The sequence below is a fragment of the Brevibacillus ruminantium genome (genome assembly GCF_023746555.1).
GTDB lineage: Bacteria > Bacillota > Bacilli > Brevibacillales > Brevibacillaceae > Brevibacillus > Brevibacillus ruminantium.
In genome coordinates this window covers 5,409,357-5,428,471 of sequence record NZ_CP098755.1, presented here as the reverse complement: position 1 = coordinate 5,428,471, position 19,115 = coordinate 5,409,357, and the positions used below count along the sequence as shown (strand labels likewise).

Below are 19,115 nucleotides of genomic sequence, written 5' to 3'. Positions count from 1 at the left end.
TATGCTACAATGACGAGAGTGATTATGTTAGTGGCTTCGGGGGTAATAAGATGTCTTTAGCTAACGCCATACTGGGATTGCTCACCTGCAAAGAGATGACCGGGTATGATTTGAAATATTTTTTTGATGCCTCCATCAAGCATATCTGGCCGGCACATCTCAGCCAGATTTATCGCGAACTGAAAACACTTGAAGAAAAAGGTCTGGTCCGCTCCCATATAGAACCGCAGGAAACCCGGCCTGACCGAAGAATCTACCGGATTACGGACGAAGGAATAAAGGAATTCCTGTCGTGGATGAACAAATCGCCAAAAGATTTTACGACCCTGGCCCGTGATGAAACCGCCCTTCGGATGTTTTTCGGCTCCAAGCTGGAAAAGGATGAGCTCATCTTTCAATTAAAGCTGTTTTTGAAGGAGAAGAAAGAAACCCTGTTGTTTCTCGATCAGATCGCGGAGTCGATCAAGCTTAGTCCATTTGACTCCGAAAAACCCTACTGGCTATTCTCACTGCGCAAAGGGTATAAGGTAGCGGAAGCGGAAATCGACTGGGCAGAAGAGTGTATTGGTGAATTGGAAGTCGAAAAGAAGTGACGACTGCCGGGTGATTCTTTCGAGCGGATCGGAAAGTGACTACGTAACAGAAAAGGAAAAGAAGCGCCCTCCTGATAGCGGAAGGCGCTTTTTTGTTTGGATTACCACGATATGCTCATCGGATGAGATACAAGGTACGGGAAGAAGAAAGCCCTTTGGCGTTTTGATCGTCTATTTTCATTTCAATAAAGGGGATCCCTGCTTCCTGCAGCCGGATACGGTTGGAATTAAAATGGCGGAAATCGACCAGTACAGGCTGATTGCTCTGCTTCATCGCATGCAGTTGCTTTTTCAGTAGCAGATGAGAATAGCTTTGACCGGCAAGGTGCCCCAAGCCGACCATCAGCATGTTTGCCAAAAGGGTGCAGATTAGCAGCCTGCTCCCATTTTGCAACCACTTCTTGCCGCTTTCCAGTCCCATCACTGCGATCAGGAGCGGAATAGACCAAAGCTGAGGGACATAGCGTGCCCACCAGGACTCCGGATTGATGAGTATCGAAATCATAAAAATCCCGAGGATGACGAAGAACGGTCGCACGGTTTCCCTTTTGCAGAGGCATACGCCAAGAAAAACAATGAAGCTTATTAGCACGGCTCCCCCAAACACAGGACCAAACCCGCCCAAGCGAACATCAGGCGCGGTGAAAGCCGCTACCTCGTAAGGCGATACCGAAAAGGGCAGCTTCCATTGACTTTCTCCATCATTCGCGACGTTGGCCGTCATAGCAAACGTGGAGATCAAAAGCTTTTCAAATTGATTTTTGTCCAGAAAGTCGCGCGGACTGTTGCTCGTCATGATATCGACTGCCTGCTCGCCAGCCAACGGGTAAAAGGGGTGCGCCTTTGTGAGCGTATTTATCACATACGGGTTATATCCAACTATCACCACACTGAGAAAAAAGCAGGCAGCTAAGGTAACCGCCAGTTTCCGCCAGTTCCTCCGGCGATCGTACAGGTAAAAGAGCAGCAGCAAGCCTCCGCTGAGCAGCACCGCATACACAAGTGCAGTAAATTTTACATTGCCGAGCAGCATAATGGCAGCGCACAGTCCCACTAGCAACCAGGGATGAAAGCGTTGGAACAGAAGGTAACCGAGGGCGCAGAGGCAGAGAATCAGTGACGACAACTGTCCGTCGATATAAAAGGTGATGAGCTGTGTAAATACAACCGGATTGCAGGCCAAGAGCAGCGAGACAAGCACAGCGCGTCTCTTGCTTTGTGGAAAGGCCGTCAGCAAGGCCGCCACAGACAGGAAAAAGGAAGCAAACATCAGGATGAAGTTGAAGATTTTGCTGACTTCGATCTGATTGGTCACTTTGTACAGGAGGGAATCCAGCAGCCAAGGACCTTTGCTGTAATGATTAATCCAGAGATGAAAGACCGACAATAGCTCCCGTCCCTGTAGCTTTGCCAGCTCGGTATCGGAAGGCGCCTCCAGCAGTTCATGGGCCGGATTCCATCCATCTGTAAGCAGAATAATCGCTTCCTGGTGATAGGTTTGCCCGTCCCATGACATGTCGTAGGTATGGGCACTCACATACCAGCTTATCCCCAAAACCACGGCTAACCCGAGGAGAATAGAAAAAAACATAGCTCCCGTGCGAGCGGGAAAAAAGGAACGGGCCATCCCCCAGAGGCAAATGAGCCCCAGACCAACGGAGAGCCAAAGACTTATGCCCATGATCGGAACCCCGCATAGCAAAAGCAGCGATGTGAACAGTAGCATGAAGGCTAAAAAGAGGATCAAGGTGATCCCGAGAATAGAGAAATAGTGCACCGACTTGTTTCTATTTATTGATTGATTCATAAATACCCGTTCTCTCCCATTCCTAGCTCAGTAGACTCGTACTCACTTGTGAAAGAAGATGCAGGAGCTTGGCGAGCAGTATACCCAGCACGACTCCTCCGACAATCTCCCCTTTTGTGTGCCCCATGCTCTCGCGCAGGGGTTTTGTGGCAGGCAACGCTGGTACATCGGATGTTGCTGAGGGGGTCAACTCCACAGAAACCGGGTGATGCTCTACGGTCATCCGGTTCAGTACAGCCGCATGTTTGCCCACAGCTCTGCGCAAACCCATCGCATCGATGATGATGATAAAGGTAACGGCAACACCCAATCCAAACACAGGATGGTCAAAGCCCTCTCTCAGGCCGATGAAAACAATGCTGGTGACCATCACGGTTGTATGCGTGCTGGGAAAGCCGCCGTTTCCGATTTTTGCCCGGGCTTCCTTGCCAAACCGAAGGTAGTTGATGAGAAATTTAATCGAGCCTGAGACGAGCCAACCGATAAACGGTACCACAGCGTAAAACATAGAAGCTCCTCCGATCGTATTTCTAAAACGGTTACTTGGCCAAAACCGCTAGGACTTTGCCAGGACAAACACTCCAATGACGATTATCGCCAAGCCAGTCATGCGTTTGGCAGACATGGGTTCGTGGAACAAGAAAACAGAAAGCACCGCGACCAGGACATACCCCAAGGCCGCCATCGGATAGGCGTAAGAAAGCTGCACTCTTTCGATGGCCGCGATCCAGACAAATGCGGAGATCCCGTACAAGGAGAGCCCGACAACGATGGGAAGATTGGTCATGTACTGCATGATTTTCAGAACAAATGGATCGCCGTTCCCCGCAAGAGACGAGGCCCCCAGCTTCATGGCGACCTGCCCGCAAGCGCTGAGAATAATCGAAACAAAAATTAGGATGTGTGCCTGCATCATCTTCCACCACCTAACCTGGCTGTTATTCAAAAAAGTACAAGATGCCAGCCACCGTAATGACATAGAGCAAGACGGTGAGCAAAATAGGCTTATCCTCCAGCAGTACCTTCTCCGGACTTCCCCCTTTGTCACTCATCGTAATCAAATAGAGGTACCGGAAAATGCCGAAGATCACAAACGGAATCGTCCACATCAACTGTACGGTTCGCCCTGATGTGAACGTAAACAGCGAGTAACTAATAATCGTAGCCGTCGTGACAATGGTATTAAGCTGGTTCAATAATTCCGGCGAATAGTTCTCCAGCACTTTTCGGTGCATGCCTTTTTGCGACTGGAGCAAATGAAGTTCATGGCGCCGTTTGCTGATTGCCAAAAAGAGGGCTAGCAGCATCGTACAGAGGAGAAACCAGGGAGTGAGAGGCGTGCCAATCGCAAGCCCGCCGCCAATCGCACGCAGCACGAAGCCGGCGGAGATGACCATCACATCGAGGATAACAATATGCTTCAGCTTGAGCGAGTAGGCGCAGTTCAAAAGGAAATAGATCAGCAGCACCCATCCCAGCAGTATGCTGGCAGAGAAAGCGACAAACAGAGAAACGCTCAGCAGCACGATACCGAAGGTCAGTGCCAAGAAAGGGTTTAACGCTCCCGAAGCCATCGGCCGCAGCCGCTTTTCGGGGTGACTGCGGTCGTTTTTTATATCGATGAAGTCATTCAGAATATAGACGCAGCCGGATACAAGGCAAAAGAGGAGAAAGGCGAGTAGTGCTTGACTGCCTACCACGTAATCGACTTTCTGGAAAGAAAACAAAAGAGCCGCAAAAACCAGCAGATTTTTGGTCCATTGGTGAGGGCGAAGCTGCCTGATCAACAAAATGAAAGCATTTGGATTGCTGGCAGCTTGTGCTTTTACCTTGACCGAATTCGGTATACTCATAAGACACTCCTAATTGATTGATGATATATCCCTACACGGTAGATATGACGGACATGCCTACCAAATTGTAACAAACTATCTCATTTTTGGGTGGATTTTCTATCGAGCCTTCTCCACAAAAAGAAGAGGCGAAACGAAAAGAGTAAAGGGAAAGTGGATATATGAAAATCATTCAATTACACGGAATTTCCTATCCAAATAAAGGATATTCTACAAAATTCGATAAGAAAATAAGGCCACTTTGTCCATTGGTTATATACCCGACTCTCAATTACAACTATTCTAAATATTAAAAAATGAAAGCGTATTCAGCGCGGGGGAGGACATATGAAGAAGGCAGTCGGTTTTGGACTCTCTATCTTATTGGCGGTATCGCTGGCAGCCTGTGGCTCGCCAAAAACGAACGACAGCTCTACCGGACAAGCTTCTGGTGGAGGGGCTTCCAAGGATGAATTAAAGCTCAAGGTCAGCATCACGGTTTCGGAGAAAGACACTTGGGGAGTAGCAGTGAAGAAGTGGATCGAGGAAGTCGATCAAAAATCGAACGGCCGGATCAAGATGAAGATGTATGCCAATGAATCCCTCTCCAACGGCAACCAGCCAAAAGGGCTGGAAGCGGTCCAGAACGGGGCGACAGACATCTCCCTTCACTCCACCATTATCTACAACGTACTCGATCCGAAGTTCGCAGCTCCCTCTCTGCCTTGGCTCATCCCCAGCTACGAGCAAGCGGACAAAGCCATGAACGGAGAAGCTGGAGAAAAGCTGATGGAATTGGTTCGCAGCAAAGGCATTGAGCCATTGGCCTTTGGCGAAAGTGGCTATCGCCAGATTACAAACAGCAAAAGACCGATTGTCACGCCTGACGATCTGAAAGGGCTGAAAATCAGAACTCCCTCTATGGAGGCCATGGTGGGCACGTTCAAAGAGTTCGGCGGAGACCCAACCGTTATGAACTTCTCCGAGGTCTTTACTTCTCTGCAGCAGGGTGTGATTGACGGGCAGGAGAACCCGCTGCCGATCATCCTGAACTCCAAACTGTATGAAGTGCAAAAGTATATGACGGTCTGGAACTACATCTACGATCCAATTGTCTTCGGGGTCAACAAAAAGCTGTATGACAGTCTGGACCCGGACACGCAAAAACTGCTGCGAGAGACAGCGCAGGAAGCAGCCAAATATCAGATTGAATTGAACCGCTCCGAAAATGATAAGGTGTTGGCCGAATTGAAGGAAAAAGGCATGGAAGTCGTTGAATTGACACCGGAACAGATCAAGGTGTTCCAAGAGAAGGTACAACCGGTGATTGACAAATACGAAGAAATTATCGGCAAGGACCTTCTGGATGCATTCCGCAAGTAAAGACGACAGGTGAAGATGGGGGCGGAACGGCCTCCTTTTTCGCCTCCTTACATTTTCCAAGCTTGTTTCGGAGGGGATTATTTTGAGAATATGGGTTCGCTTGGAAGAGTGGATTCTGGCTGCATTGATGGCCTTCATCTGTGTGCTGACGATGGTCAATGTGTTATCGAGATATTTGTTCAGTAGCTCGCTCTCCATGACGGAGGAGCTGACGACCAATATATTTGCTTTCATTATTTTTATCGGAGCCGCTTTACTCGCCAGGGAAAGCGGGCATCTGGGCTTCGCGCTGATCACAGACAAGCTGCCTGTTCGGATACGCGTGGCTACCACCTTCCTGATTGGGTGCCTGACTTCCGCCTTTTTCCTCATCCTGCTCTGGTATGGCTGGGAAATGGTCATGCAACAGTTTGAGTACAACCAGAGAACACCCGCGATGGGTCTGCCGGAATGGCTGATGGGCCTGTCGGTGCCGCTGGGAGCCCTTTTATGCCTGTTCCGTTTTTGGGAGGGCTACATCTTGGAAATACGCCGATATAAAAGCGAGGAGGCAGGGCAATGAGTGCAACCGCCATATTTCTATTCGCTTCATTCTTCCTACTGTTATTCCTGAACATGCCCATTGCGGTAGCACTCGGTCTCTCTACGGCGGCTACCCTGTTGTTATTTGACCTGCCGATTCAATCATTGCCGTCCACCTTGTACTCTTCGCTGACAAAGTTTACGCTGCTGGCGATTCCGTTTTTCTTTTTAGCAGGGCTAATCATGGAGAGAGCAGGGATTTCCAAAAGGCTGATTAATTTGGCGCAAACGCTGACCGGACACTATACCGGGGGTCTGGCTATCGTTTCTGTAGTAGCCGCCTGCTTCTTCGCAGCCATTTCCGGTTCCGGACCGGCGACGATGGCAGCCGTCGGGGCGATTATTATTCCGGCGATGGTCAAGCAAGGCTACCGCAAGGACATGTCCGCGGGACTGCTTGCCACGGCTGGAGGAATTGGCATTATCATTCCACCTAGTATCGCTTATATCGTTTACGCTGTTATTGCGGAAGTATCGATCGGGAAAATCTTCATGGCCGGGATTATCCCCGGGCTGCTCATGGGTGCGATCTTGGCGCTGACGGGGTATTTTATCGCCAAAAAAGAGAAGATTCCCACGCTGCCAAAAGCAAGTCGCCGCGAAATTCTGGCCGCGTTGAAAGACGCTGCCTGGGGCTTGATGGCGCCAGTGATCATTTTGGGCGGTATCTACTCGGGGATTTTCACACCGACGGAGTCAGCCGTTGTCGCTGTCTTTTACGGCCTGATTGTCGGCGTGTTTGTCTACAAAGAGATCAAGTGGAAGCAATTGCCCGGCCTCTTGGTCGAGTCTGCAAAAACCACGTCCATGATCATGCTGATCGTCGCTTCCGCCTCCACGTTTGCCTGGTTGATTACGGTTGAGGGCATCGCAGAGGATTTGGCGAACTCCCTGATGAGTATTGCCCCCGATAAGTTTACCATGCTGCTCATGATCAACCTGATTTTGTTGATCGCCGGTATGTTCGTGGACGCGATCTCGGCCTTTTACATCTTCTTGCCAATCTTCCTGCCGATTTTGGGTATGATGGATATTGATCCGGTCCATTTTGGCGTGATGATGACGATGAACCTGGCCATTGGTCTGGTGACTCCGCCTGTCGGGCTTGATCTGTATGTTGCCTGCGGTTTGGCGAAGATTTCATTGAAAGAGATATCCATCGGAGTGATTCCTTTTATCGTCGCATCCATCATTGCGCTGCTTTTGATCACTTACATTCCCTCTATTACATTGTGGCTGCCTGACCTATTGAACATGAAGTAAGGAGTGATCTGTTTGTCATCGACCCATTGGGATCAAATTGTTCTGGATGCAGCCGAGAAGGTACCATTATACAAGCAAATCTCGCAGCAGATAGAGCAACTGGTACACGAAGGGAAGTTAAAACCCGGGACTCGGCTGCCCTCTGAAAGAAGGATGGCTGAGCTGCTGAAGGTTAGCCGGATGACAATTACGCTTGCCAATGAAGAGATGAAAGCGAGAGGGGTCGTCCGCAGTCAGCAGGGCAGCGGCACCTTCATCATGCGCGGTCCGCGGATCGAACGAACGGAACAGGTCGTAACCTGGCAGACCAGTTTTGCCTACCAGACCGGCAATGTCAACCATGCCATGGAAGAAATCATGCGGTTCGGCCGCGACCCTCGGCTGATCAACTTTGCCGGTGTGGGCACAGCCCCCGAGATTCATCCCGGAATCGAACTGAGTCAATGCTTCGCCGAGCATTTGCGGAAAAATCCGATCCTGCTTCAATTGCCCGCTCCCACGCAAGGCTATGAGCCGCTGCGGATGGATGCCAGAGAGTGGCTGCTGGAGAGTGAGATCGAGGCAGATCCCCAAGAAATCATGATCGTCTCGGGAGCGATGCAGGGGCTTGATCTGATCAGCCGCCTGTTTCTCGCTCCAGGTGACTATGTCATCATGGAAGACCCGGGCTTTCTTGCTGCCTCGGATGCGTTTTCCGCGACCGGTGCCAAGATCTTGCGGATTACGCTGGATGAGGAAGGGATACGCATCGACAGCCTGGAGAATTTGTTAATGCAATTTCCGGTTAAATTTATCTATGTCAATCCGACGTTTCACAACCCGACCGGTGTGACCATGTCCTTGCAGCGGAGAAAGGATTTGCTGGCCCTGGCCAAAAAATACAGGGTGCCGATCATTGAAGACGATCCGTTCAGCCTGCTCTACTTCGGCAAAAAGCCGGTGCCCCCGCTGAAGGCGCTGGATCGCGACGATTATGTCATCTACCTGCAATCGTTTTCCAAATACCTCTATCCGGGCCTGCGCGTGGCGCTGCTGGTAGCCCCGGAAGGGATTATCTCCAGCTTGTCCAAGATCAAGCAGCGGATTGACCTGCACAGTAACAATCTGACCCAGATCGCGGTCCACGCTTTTCTCACCGAGGGGCGCTTGTTGACCCATACGGCAAAGCTGCGGCAGGCGTATGCGGCCCGTTTGGAACTGATTCAGGACATTCTCAAAGAGATGCCGGAGATACGCTGTAAAATGCCGGAGGGCGGCGTGTTTCTCTGGTGTAAAATCCCCAGCTCGATTCGCGCGGAAAGGATGCTGCAATTTGCTCTGCAAAAAGGCGTGTCGTTTGTTCCGGGAAATTGGACGAGCGGAGTGGGATTGGGGGAAAATTATCTGCGGATGGCATTTACCCAGCCTTCGATTGAATTGGTAAAAAAAGGGTTTCACATGATCCGTGATACCATTTCCGAATATCATTAAGACCAATCATATGAATGGTTATATGAAAACGCTTGCACACCCCTTATGCTGAAGATAGTAAATCTTCTATTCTACCATAAGGGGTGTTTTTTGTGGGAAAAAACGCAATACCTGTTGACCTCTTACAAGATTGGTATTACAAGATGCTGCTGATTCGACGCTTTGAAGAGGCAATCAATGAGAAGTTTTTGGCGGGGGACATTCCTGGGTTTGTCCATTTGTATATCGGCGAGGAAGCGACGGGAGTGGGCGTTTGCTCCGCGCTGAACCGAACAGACTACATTACCAGCACACATCGCGGTCACGGACACACACTGGCCAAAGGTGCCGATGTAAACCGCTGCATGGCGGAGCTGTACGGACGTAAAACCGGTTATTGCAAAGGCAAGGGCGGTTCGATGCATATAGCCGATTTCTCGATTGGCATGCTGGGGGCAAACGGTGTTGTGGGCGGCGGCTTTAACCTGGCTGTGGGAGCAGCGCTTGCTGTTCAACTCCGGAAAAGCTCCGAAGTCGCTGTCTGTTTCTTTGGGGACGGAGCGAGCAATCGCGGCACTTTCCACGAGGGGCTGAACATGGCTTCGGTCTGGAAGCTGCCTGTCGTTTTTGTCTGTGAAAACAATCAGTGGGCATCGACGACGCCGCTCCACGAAGCGACGGCGGTTACGGATATCTCGATTCGTGCGACATCGTATGCCATGCCAAGTGCGATGGTGGACGGAAACGATGTGTTTGCAGTCTACGAAGCGGCGGTTGAGGCCGTGGAGCGGGCCAGACGCGGCGAGGGTCCTACCCTGATCGAATGCAAAACCTACCGGATCAAAGGCCACTTCGTCGGAGACCCGGAACAGTACCGCACGCGGGAAGAAGTCATGAACCAGTTGGAGAGCAACGATCCGATCAAAAAGTTCCTGGAGCGTGTGCTTCGCGACGAGCTCCTCAGTGAAGAGCAGCTCAAAGCGATTGAGCAGCGGGTTGCCAGCGAGATCGAAGGCGCAGTCCGTTTTGCCGAGGAAAGTCCGTATCCCGATCTGGAAGAAGCATTCGATGATGTCTATGTAGAGGAGGAAGAGACTCATGCGTAATATCACCTTTTCTCAAGCCACTCTGGAAGCCATGCAGGAAGAGATGCGCCGTGATGAACGCGTCTTTATCATGGGAGAAGACATCGCCAGCCAAGGCGGAATCTTCGGACAGTTCAAAGGACTGCCCAAAGAATTTGGCCTGGAACGCGTGCGCGACACCCCGATTTCGGAAACAGCCCTGGTGGGTGCAGGTGTAGGCGCTGCACTCGCCGGAGCGGTACCGGTCATCGACATGCACTTTGCGGACTTCATCGGTGTGACCATGGACGAGGTGCTCAACCAGATGGCCAAGATTCGCTACATGTTTGGCGGTCAGGCTACCGTGCCGCTGGTCCTGCGCGCTCCTGACGGTGTCACCCGCTCGGCTGCGGCCCAGCACTCGCAATCACTGGAAGCCTGGTTCCTGCACATCCCTGGCCTGAAGGTCGTGATTCCGTCCAATCCCGCTGATGCCAAAGGCTTGCTGAAAGCGGCCATCCGCGACCAGAACCCGGTCATTTACTTTGAGCACAAGGATTTGTTCAGCAAAAGAGGACCTGTTCCCGATGGTGACTACCTGACCCCGATCGGAAAAGCGGCAGTTGTGAGAGAAGGAAAAGACGTCACGATCGTCTCCTATTCGGCGATGCTGGGCAAGTGTCTGGAGGCAGCGGAGATACTTCACAGCGAGCATGGCATCGACGCTGAGGTGATCGACCTGCGTACAATCGTACCAATGGATATGGAGACGATTTACGGCTCGGTGAAAAAGACCCATCGGCTGGTGGTCGCCCATGAAGCAGTGAAAACAGGCGGTGTCGGCGGAGAAATCGCCGCTTCCGTCAGCGAAAACATCCTGGAGTATCTGGATGCGCCGATTATCCGGGTAGGTGCGGAATTTACCCCGGTGCCGTTCAGCCCACCGCTGGAGCAACGGGTGATCCCTCAAGTGGAGTGGATCGTCAATGCCGTCTTGAAAGCCCGCTGGTAGGCCACTTTTGAAAGAGAAAGGAGGAGAAAACATGGCATTCGTAATCACCATGCCAAAATTCGGCCTGACGATGACCGAGGGGACCGTCTCTGTCTGGTTCAAAGCCGTAGGGGAACAGGTAGAGAGTGGAGAAGTGCTGTTTGAGGTGGAGACAGATAAAATCACCAACGAAGTGACAGCACCCGGGAGCGGTGTTCTCCGGCATGTGTTCACGCCAGCCGGCACGTCGGCCAAGGTCGGGGAATCGCTGGCGGTTATCGCAGGCGAGACGGAGGATATCAGCGAGCTGTTGGGCGGCGGAGAGGAATCAGGTATGGAACGTCCAGCAGAGACAAGCGGGATAGAAGAAACGCAGCAGGCAGGGACATCCGGGACGAGTTCGGCAGAGACAGACAGTGAAGCAGACGTCTTGCCGGGCGGCTTTCGAAAAGCGACGCCATTGGCCAGAAAGCTTGGACGTGAGCGGGGAATCGCAATGGACAGCCTCGCCGCATCGGGGCCGGGCGGGATCGTAGTCGCTCGCGATGTCGAAGAGAACAGGGCCAAGCAGCCGGCGATCTCACCAACCGCGAAGAAGTACGCGGAAGAGAACGGGGTAGAGTGGGAGCAAATCGAGCAGCGCGGACGGATCATGCTGCCCGATGTGATTGCTGCCCAAATGAAAACAGCGTGTGCGAGCGTACAGGGCGTACAGTACGAGGCTGCCGAATCGGTCACCAAACCAATGGCCGGAGCCCGGAAGGTTATCGCAGAGCGGATGACCCAAAGCTGGCAGCAAATTCCGCATGTGACGATTACCAGAGAGGTAGATGTAACACGACTGCAAGAGGCGCAGGCGGTTCTCTCCGGCGATTTGGCGGAGGGCGGAGTCAAGCTGACGCTCACCCATTTCCTGATCAAGATCGTCGCGGCTGCCCTGCAAAAACACCCCAGCCTGAATGCCTGGTGTCAAAATAAAGAGATCACGACACATCGGGATGTTCATATCGGCGTCGCTGTCTCCGTGAATGATGGCTTGCTGGTGCCAGTGATCCCGCACGCATGCAAAAAAGACCTGGGCGAAATCGCAGAAGCATTGAAGGACCTCTCTCTGCGGGCCAAAGAGCAGCGTCTCAGCGTCGATGAGATGCGCGGCGGCACGTTTACGATCAGCAATCTCGGCATGATGGGGATAGATGGTTTCACACCGATTATCAATCCGCCGGAAACAGGCATTCTCGGTGTCGGCCGGGTTGTCGACAAGCCTGTCTTTATCGGTGAAGAGATTGCCCGCCGTTCGATGATGACCTTGTCCCTCTCCTTCGATCACCGCGCATTGGACGGAGCGGAGGCGGCGAAATTCCTCCAGACCGTCGATGCCTATATCCAGGAGCCGCTTCGCCTGCTGCTAAAGGGGAGACAGTGAGATGAAAAAACGACTGATCGTGATTGGCGGCGGTCCGGGCGGTTACACGGCTGCTTTGCGGGCGAGCCAACTGGGCGCAGAGGTGACGCTGATTGAAAAGGGCGAGCTGGGCGGCACTTGTCTGAACGTGGGCTGCATCCCAACCAAGAGCTTGCTGGAATCCTCCCAGGTGTGGGCCAAAAGCAGGCAGTGGTACCCTGAGGCTACTGCTCGCGAAGTACCCTGGAGCTCTATTCTCAAGCGAAAAGAGCTGGCGGTTTCACAACTGCGAAAAGGCGTGCAGGGCTTGCTGCGAGCCGGAAAAATCAAAGTGATCAAGGGAACCGCCTCGCTGGCCGGAGGAAAAACAGTGACGGTTGCGGGGGAAGAGGCGCTCTCGCTGCAAGCAGACGCCATCATTCTGGCAACGGGAAGCCGGCCCTCTCTCCCTCCAATTGAGGGAATGAACCTTCCCGGCGTAGTGACAAGCGATGAACTGCTCTCCATCCAGTCATTGCCAAAGCGACTGGCGATTATCGGCGGCGGCGTCATCGGCGTGGAACTGGCGACGGTCTGCTCGGAATTGGGAGTATCCGTCCATGTGATCGAAGCGGCAGACAGAATCCTGCCCAACATGGACACACAAATCTCTCAACAGCTAAAGGATCATTTGGAAAAACAAAAGGTCGTCTTTTCCCTCGGCAAAAAGCTGGAGAAGATCCTCGAAAAAGGCGGGGGCAGCCTGGAGCTGTCCTTGTCGGGCGGGGAATCGGTCGAGGCTGATCTGGTACTGGTGGCCGTAGGGCGGGCAGCGGTACTGGAGCCGCTTCAGCTGGAGCGCGCCGGAGTAGAGGTTGTGCGCGGGAAGGTAAAAGTTAATGCCTATCAACAGACCAATCAGCCGGGGATTTACGCCATCGGCGATTGCGCTAGCCCGATTATGCTGGCCCATGTGGCAATGGCAGAGGGCAAGATTGCCGCCGAGCACGCGTTGGGCCTGGCTGTAGAGCCGCTCAACTACGATTTGGTACCGCAGGGCATCTACTCGCATCCGGAAGCGGCAATGGTCGGTCTGACAAGTGAAGAAGCGCGGAACAGAGGCTTTGACATCGAGGAGGGCATCTTTCCCCTCATGGCAAGCGGCAAGGCATTGGTCAGCGGAGAGACGACCGGTTTTCTCAAGGTGATTGCCGATAAAAAATACGGCAGATTGCTGGGGATTCATCTGCTGGCTCCTCACGCCACCGAGATGATTTCCGAGGCCTCCCTGGGCCTTACGCTGGAAGCGACGATCGATGAGATTATAAAGACAGTCTACCCGCATCCGACTATCGCGGAAGGAATCCAGGAAGCGGCTCTTGCCATCAAAGGCCAAGCCATTCATCTGCCATAACGTGGCATGAAACAGAACGTAACAACAAAGAAGGCTCCTGCGTCCTAGTGACAAGGAGCCTTCTTTTTTCATGTTCCTGATCGCAGTTACTTGTGCTCTTTTCCTCGATGCGTGTGTTCATTAGCAAATTTAACTCTGATTGAGGGAGGATTTCATCCTGTATTGCAGCCATTTCGTTCGTGCCGGCTCCCACAGGATCGCAATCAATGCGCCCAGCGAGGTGTTTGTGATCATATTGGCTACAGCCGGGACAGCCGCTACGGGACTGATGTGCTCCATGGCGAGAAGCGCGGCCAAGGCCGTGTTGCAAATCCCGAACTCATAGACGACGGATCGCCGGTCGGCTTCCGGCATCCGAAAGCCCGCTCCAAAGAAATAGCCCAGCACCATCGGGATCGTCACCTGCAAAAACACGCAGAGAAACAGCCAAGGGAGCAAGCTCAGATTGTCCTCCAGCATCTTTTGCGCCCCCGACACGACAGCGAAGTCAATGATGATCAGCGCAGCAGCGGAGAGCATCGGAATCACCTTTTTCACCCCGCCGAGCTTAGACTCCCATTTCCACTGCACCAGAAGGCCCGCGAGAATCGGCAGCAGAACGACGTAGACCATCTGCAAAAACAGCGGCAGGAAAGAAACAGGGACGACCGTACCTACCGTTCCTTTCATGATCAGCGGTGTCAATATCGGACCGACCAGGGTGTCGATGGTCGACATCATAATGCTGAGTGCCAGCGTCCCTCCCGCCATAAACGTGTAGAGGTTGGCCGATGTGCCGCTCGGTACAGCTCCGGCAAGAATGGTTCCGGTCATCAGCTCAGGCTGATTGCGAAAGAACAGATAAGCAAGCAAAATAGAGATGGAGAGGGTAACGGTCCACTTGCCCGCTACCCCGAGTATCGCGTTTTTGGGATGTTTGATCACGCGCTTCAGGCTTTCGCGCGACAGGGTCAGACCCATGTTGAAGAGGATAAAGGCAAGCGATGGTGCCGTCCAATTTTTCAAAAAGAGAAAATGCTCCGGGTAGTGATAGGCGAGCAGCGCACTACAGATAATCCATAATGGCAAGAATTTTGTGACAATTTCTTGCAAAATGCGAAACATATGGGAATCCTCCTGGTTACTTCACAGTCCACCCACCACATACATTCAGCGATTGGCCAGTGATGTAGTTTGCCATATCGGATGCCAGAAATGCAACGGTTTTGGCTACGTCGCCAGGAGCACTGACTCGTCCAAGCGGAATGTCGCCAATGTAATTTTGCAACGAGCGGGAAGCGCTCTGACCGGAAAGCTCGCTCATATCTTCTGCCATTTTGGCCAGTAATTCGGTCTCCATCGCGCCAGGGCAGACGGCGTTTACACGAATGCCGCGAGGGGCCAGAACAATGGAAGCGGTCTTGGTCAGGCTCAAAACTCCCGCCTTGGAAGCAGCGTACGCCACCGAAAGCGGTCGCGGACTGTTTGCAGCGACAGACGAAATATTGACAATCGAAGCACCATCGGACAAGAAGGGAGCAGCAGCCTGGGTCATGAAGAAGACCGCCTTCAGGTTGATATCCATCACGAAATCCCATTCAGCGCTGGTCACCTGGTTCATCGGTTTGACTACATTGACGCCAGCGTTATTGACCAGGACGTGGATGCTTCCGCATTCTTCGTGAATCTGTGTCAGTACCGCAGGAATCTCATCGGTTTGCGACAGGTCAATTGGTTTTCCCGATGCGTCATACCCGGCAGAGCGGAGTGTTTCGACGGCTGTCTGAAGCTGTTTTTCATTGCGGTCCAGGAGAACAACGTGATGACCGGAGCTGGCCAGCTCCTCAGCAATGGCATAGCCAAGTCCTTGCGCTGCTCCTGTTATGACAGCAAGCTTTTTTTCCGTACTCATGGATCGCGCCTCCTATATCGATATCTCTTGAACCATACCCCCAGTTTGCTGGTTTCCCCCTGGTTGCGTCTAGTACCAGTTCGGAAATTGGCCTTGGTTTTACAGGGAATTGCAGGAATGCGCCGTTTGGGCAAGCGCACTGCTTGAGATTATTGTATAATTTGGAAATGACCACGAGGGATGAGAGGATAAACGATGAAAAGACTAAGCGTGTTTTTTCTGATGGTAGTGATGCTGTTTTCCGTGACATCAGCCTATGCTGCTCCTCTGCCGGAGCGGGCGGGCAGCGTGACCGACCCGGTCGGGATATTTTCGCCGGAGGAACAAGAGAGGATCGCAGCCGCTGCGGCGAACCAGAAATACGAGGTTTTGCTTCTGACCGCAAGCGGATTGGATGAGCAGGAGGGTGAACAGCTCGCCAATCAAGCCTATGATGCCTGGAAGCTGGGACCGAATCAGCTGATGCTGGTCGTGACGGTCAACCCCAACCATGTGCATCTTGTCTTTGAGAACCAGCAGTTGGCCGATCTCGTTTCCCGCAGCGATGCGTCTGATGTCAAAGGAATTTTGGATCAGCAATTCGTGCCACAGGCCCGAGACGGCAACCTGGCAGAAGGAGTCATCGCTGTCAGTGAGTTTGTCAATGGATTATCTGCGGCGGCATCGTCGCCGGAAGGATCGGGTGGAAGCGGAGCGGCGACGCAGCCTTCCGGATCGAGTCAGTCGTCATCACCGCCGACTGTATCCCATACACCCAGCCGCTCATCCACCACACCATCCAGTTCGCTGCCGGTTACCGCGAACGCTGGTGGAGGGAACAACGGACTGTCGGCAGGCCTGATCGTGGGGCTGCTGCTGATCGCGATCCTGCTGTTTTTTGTCGTAAAACAGCTCGTCTTTCGTTCACGCCTGAACAAACTCCTTACCCAAGTAAAAGAAAAGCATACAGAAGTGACACCGGTGATTGACCAGATGATCGTGTCGGAGTTGTTCCGCGAACTGGAAATTGGCCTTATCGAGGGAGAGACGAAGAAAAGAGCGACCCAGCTTGAACAGGAAGCTCTCAAGCTCCACAAAGAGTCTCAGCAGCTAAAGGAACAATTGGACACACAAAAGATCGGCTTTTTCTCCACGGCGAAAACAGAGCAAGCCGTGGCAGAATTGATGGAAGCGGTAGACAAGTACGCGGCGGAAATTACAGATACACAGGCGCAGATGTCCGAGATGGAGAGATTGTCGCGGGAAGTCAGGGAAGCAGTGGAGGCTGCCAAGGAGCGGGCGAAGGAGATCGGCGCACTCATCGAGGCGCTGGCCCGCGAGACGTCATTCTCCCTTTCGGTCATGCGCAAAGATATGGAGCAGACACTGGCTTTGTTGAACAAAGCCGACAGCATGGACGAATTCGATTATCTCCAGGCGGAGGAACCGGCAAAGCAAGTGCACGCGCAGTTTGACAGCTTGCAGCTGGCGGTCGAAGAGGTGCGGCTGCAAATCCGCCAGCATCAGGAGTTTCCGCCGCGCATCAAGTCCAGAGAAGAGGAGCTTCGCCTTATTGTGGGGCGGGAGCAGCTGCTTCTGGTCGATGCTGATCCGTTTGCCATCCTGCGAGCAGCAGAAGCGGAGATTCCTCGTTTAGGCGGCTTGATTGAAGCAGGAGATACAAAAGAAGCGAAGGCTTGTGCGCAGCGCGTAGAGAATGGACTGCAAGAGGCGAGCGAGGTTGTGGCTGCGATGATTCGGCACCGCGACTTTGCCAAAGAAACGGTACGGGACATCAGTCAGCTTTTGGCCGAGCTGCAGGACTTTGATCCCCAGTATGCCCAGGAGCTGTCTAGATTGCAGCAGCAATACGCAGAGGTTCATTTGCGAGAGCAGGATGAGCGGTACAGCCAGATCATGGAGGACAAGAGCGACCTGGAGCGGCTGCTGATGGAGATCAAGGCCGCGATTGATGAACGCGCACAGAGATACAGACTGGCCTTTGAAAAAAGTGAAACGGCCCAGCAACTGCTCTCGCGGGTCAAAAATACGCGTGAACAGAGTCTTGGCTACCGTCAAAGCCTGGAGGATCGGGTGCGCACGGCCAGCGAGCGTTTTCAGAACCAGGAGAGCCGGTTTTATCAGGCGGCTTCCCTTTTTGACCAGCTCCGTGTCCGCATACCGGACATCTCGCGCATGATCTCTCACATCAAAAGCGAGGCCGCTGACATCGAAGCCTTGGCAAACAGTGCCAGGATCGATGTCTACCAGTTGGAGGATGCGATTTCCTCCTTTACCTCCCAGGTTGATCAATTGGTCCACCGCGTCGATCAGGTCAGACGGGAGAAGGAAGAGACGATGCGAGCCTTCCAGAAGCTTCAGGACGACTATGTAAGCAGACGAAATCGATACGGAGGAAAAATCAAGGTGTCGCGCTATGCTGCACAGTTTGATCAGCTCCGCGATCAGGTTGACGGTGCTGTAGCAGAGGGGCTTTTTGCCGAAGCGATGAGTGAAATCACCAATGGCCGGGAGATTTTGCGGCAGATGGAGAGGGAGTATCAGCGCAAGCTGGATGAAGAGCGGCGGCGGCGCAACAACAATTCCGGCGGGTTCGGCGGCGGTATGGGCGGCGGCCTTGGTGGAGGCTTTGGCGGCGGACGCTCATCGGGAAGCTCCGGTTGGGGCGGCGGCGGTCGTTCTTCAGGAAGCTCAAGCTGGGGAGGCTCCTCCGGCGGCAGCAGATCCTCCGGTTCATCGAGTTGGTAAAGGAACGAGCGATATACAAAAACGGCTGGAAACGGCCGTTTTTTTATTTGCTCCGGGCGGCGGACTGAGCGGAGCTGGGAAATATGCTTCTTTTCACCGAAGCTCCGCAGCAAGAAGCTTCATCCAAGCACCACCTTCCAAACAAGCACCACCACTCAAAAGACTATGGTATGCTAAAGAGTAAAAAAGGGGGAGAGGAATCCATGCATCTGTTTTACAAGCAAACGCTCCACCTGCTGGATACGGAGCTGGATCGCATCAAAACGGCGCTAGACCGGTTGCCGGAAGAGCTGCTGTGGGAAAAAGCCCGTGGGGGAACCAACAGCATCGGCAATCTCTGTTTGCATCTGGCCGGAAATGAGTATCAGAACATCATCAGCGGGATTGGACAAAAGCCGTTCATTCGCGAACGGTCTGCGGAATTTCTGGCAGAGGGCGGCATCGAGGCGGGAACACTCCTGCAAAAGCTCACGGACATTCGCACGCAAACAAGAAACGTTCTGGCGACTCTTACAGCGGCTGATCTGGACAAAGAGGTCATGATCGTCTATCCGCCCGGTGCCGGGATCGAGTCCTATACCCGTACCGTGCTCGAGCTGTTGTATCACACCACGGCGCATTACTCGTACCATACGGGTCAAATCGTCTATATGACCAGACTTTTACAGCGTTCGGACGAGCATATACTGAAGTGGAAGCATTGATATATCAGCC

The 19,115-nt window shown here is 52.9% G+C and carries 17 protein-coding genes; 11 read left to right on the top strand and 6 right to left on the bottom strand.

What is annotated here, in order from left to right; translation table 11 throughout:
• Nucleotides 1–50 precede the first annotated feature (50 nt).
• Nucleotides 51–593: a PadR family transcriptional regulator gene (locus NDK47_RS26525; RefSeq protein ID WP_251872700.1), complete on the top strand. Its 543-nt coding sequence runs from the start codon at nt 51–53 to the stop codon at nt 591–593.
• 115 nt (nt 594–708) lie between these two features.
• On the opposite strand, the gene NDK47_RS26520 is transcribed toward NDK47_RS26525, so the two are convergent.
• Genes NDK47_RS26520 through NDK47_RS26505 form a run of 4 tightly spaced genes read right to left on the bottom strand, consistent with a single transcriptional unit; the run spans nt 709 to nt 4,253 of the window.
• Nucleotides 709–2,400 (bottom strand): hypothetical protein, encoded by a 1,692-nt coding sequence (locus tag NDK47_RS26520; protein ID WP_251872699.1) that lies wholly within the window; start codon nt 2,398–2,400, stop codon nt 709–711.
• A gap of 22 nt (nt 2,401–2,422) precedes the next feature.
• Nucleotides 2,423–2,908, bottom strand: a complete 486-nt coding sequence (locus NDK47_RS26515) for a divergent PAP2 family protein (RefSeq protein WP_251872698.1) — start codon at nt 2,906–2,908, stop codon at nt 2,423–2,425.
• Between the two features lie 48 nt (nt 2,909–2,956).
• Nucleotides 2,957–3,316 (bottom strand): SMR family transporter, encoded by a 360-nt coding sequence (locus NDK47_RS26510; RefSeq protein WP_251872697.1) that lies wholly within the window; start codon nt 3,314–3,316, stop codon nt 2,957–2,959.
• Between the two features lie 22 nt (nt 3,317–3,338).
• A complete protein-coding gene (locus NDK47_RS26505) occupies nt 3,339–4,253 on the bottom strand; it encodes a decaprenyl-phosphate phosphoribosyltransferase (RefSeq protein WP_251872696.1) in 915 nt (304 codons plus the stop codon).
• Between the two features lie 327 nt (nt 4,254–4,580).
• On the opposite strand from NDK47_RS26505, the gene NDK47_RS26500 reads away from it, so the two are divergent.
• The 8 genes from NDK47_RS26500 (at nt 4,581) to lpdA (ending at nt 13,762) form a co-directional block, all read left to right on the top strand.
• The gene (locus NDK47_RS26500; protein WP_251872695.1) at nt 4,581–5,615 is read left to right on the top strand and encodes a DctP family TRAP transporter solute-binding subunit; all 1,035 of its coding nucleotides are present in this window, start codon (nt 4,581–4,583) and stop codon (nt 5,613–5,615) included.
• An 82-nt stretch (nt 5,616–5,697) separates the two neighbouring features.
• Nucleotides 5,698–6,177 (top strand): TRAP transporter small permease, encoded by a 480-nt coding sequence (locus NDK47_RS26495; RefSeq protein ID WP_251872694.1) that lies wholly within the window; start codon nt 5,698–5,700, stop codon nt 6,175–6,177.
• A complete protein-coding gene (locus tag NDK47_RS26490) occupies nt 6,174–7,460 on the top strand; it encodes a TRAP transporter large permease (RefSeq protein WP_251872693.1) in 1,287 nt (428 codons plus the stop codon). The genes NDK47_RS26495 and NDK47_RS26490 overlap by 4 nt, the downstream gene beginning before the upstream one ends.
• A 12-nt stretch (nt 7,461–7,472) precedes the next feature.
• On the top strand, nt 7,473–8,930 hold the full coding sequence (pdxR, locus tag NDK47_RS26485) for a MocR-like pyridoxine biosynthesis transcription factor PdxR (protein ID WP_251872692.1): 1,458 nt from the start codon (nt 7,473–7,475) through the stop codon (nt 8,928–8,930).
• A gap of 143 nt (nt 8,931–9,073) precedes the next feature.
• Nucleotides 9,074–10,015 (top strand): thiamine pyrophosphate-dependent dehydrogenase E1 component subunit alpha, encoded by a 942-nt coding sequence (locus NDK47_RS26480; protein WP_251876403.1) that lies wholly within the window; start codon nt 9,074–9,076, stop codon nt 10,013–10,015.
• Nucleotides 10,008–10,985 (top strand): alpha-ketoacid dehydrogenase subunit beta, encoded by a 978-nt coding sequence (locus NDK47_RS26475; protein WP_251872691.1) that lies wholly within the window; start codon nt 10,008–10,010, stop codon nt 10,983–10,985. Before NDK47_RS26480 ends, NDK47_RS26475 begins: the two co-directional genes overlap by 8 nt.
• 31 nt (nt 10,986–11,016) lie before the next feature.
• Nucleotides 11,017–12,390: a dihydrolipoamide acetyltransferase family protein gene (locus tag NDK47_RS26470; protein WP_251872690.1), complete on the top strand. Its 1,374-nt coding sequence runs from the start codon at nt 11,017–11,019 to the stop codon at nt 12,388–12,390.
• A gap of 1 nt (nt 12,391) precedes the next feature.
• Complete coding sequence (gene lpdA, locus NDK47_RS26465) at nt 12,392–13,762, top strand: dihydrolipoyl dehydrogenase (RefSeq protein WP_251872688.1); 1,371 nt, start codon at nt 12,392–12,394, stop codon at nt 13,760–13,762.
• Nucleotides 13,763–13,891: 129 nt separating this feature from the next.
• Here the strand turns inward: lpdA and NDK47_RS26460 are convergent, their stop codons facing one another.
• A complete protein-coding gene (locus tag NDK47_RS26460) occupies nt 13,892–14,866 on the bottom strand; it encodes a bile acid:sodium symporter family protein (protein ID WP_251872687.1) in 975 nt (324 codons plus the stop codon).
• Nucleotides 14,867–14,882: 16 nt separating this feature from the next.
• The gene (locus NDK47_RS26455) at nt 14,883–15,653 is read right to left on the bottom strand and encodes an SDR family NAD(P)-dependent oxidoreductase (protein WP_251872686.1); all 771 of its coding nucleotides are present in this window, start codon (nt 15,651–15,653) and stop codon (nt 14,883–14,885) included.
• Between the two features lie 195 nt (nt 15,654–15,848).
• Here NDK47_RS26455 and NDK47_RS26450 point away from each other — a divergent pair, with 195 nt between their 5' ends.
• Together NDK47_RS26450 and NDK47_RS26445 are read left to right on the top strand one after the other, a co-directional pair.
• Complete coding sequence (locus NDK47_RS26450) at nt 15,849–18,401, top strand: TPM domain-containing protein (RefSeq protein ID WP_251872685.1); 2,553 nt, start codon at nt 15,849–15,851, stop codon at nt 18,399–18,401.
• Nucleotides 18,402–18,604: 203 nt separating this feature from the next.
• Complete coding sequence (locus NDK47_RS26445) at nt 18,605–19,105, top strand: DinB family protein (RefSeq protein WP_251872684.1); 501 nt, start codon at nt 18,605–18,607, stop codon at nt 19,103–19,105.
• Nucleotides 19,106–19,115: the final 10 nt, after the last annotated feature.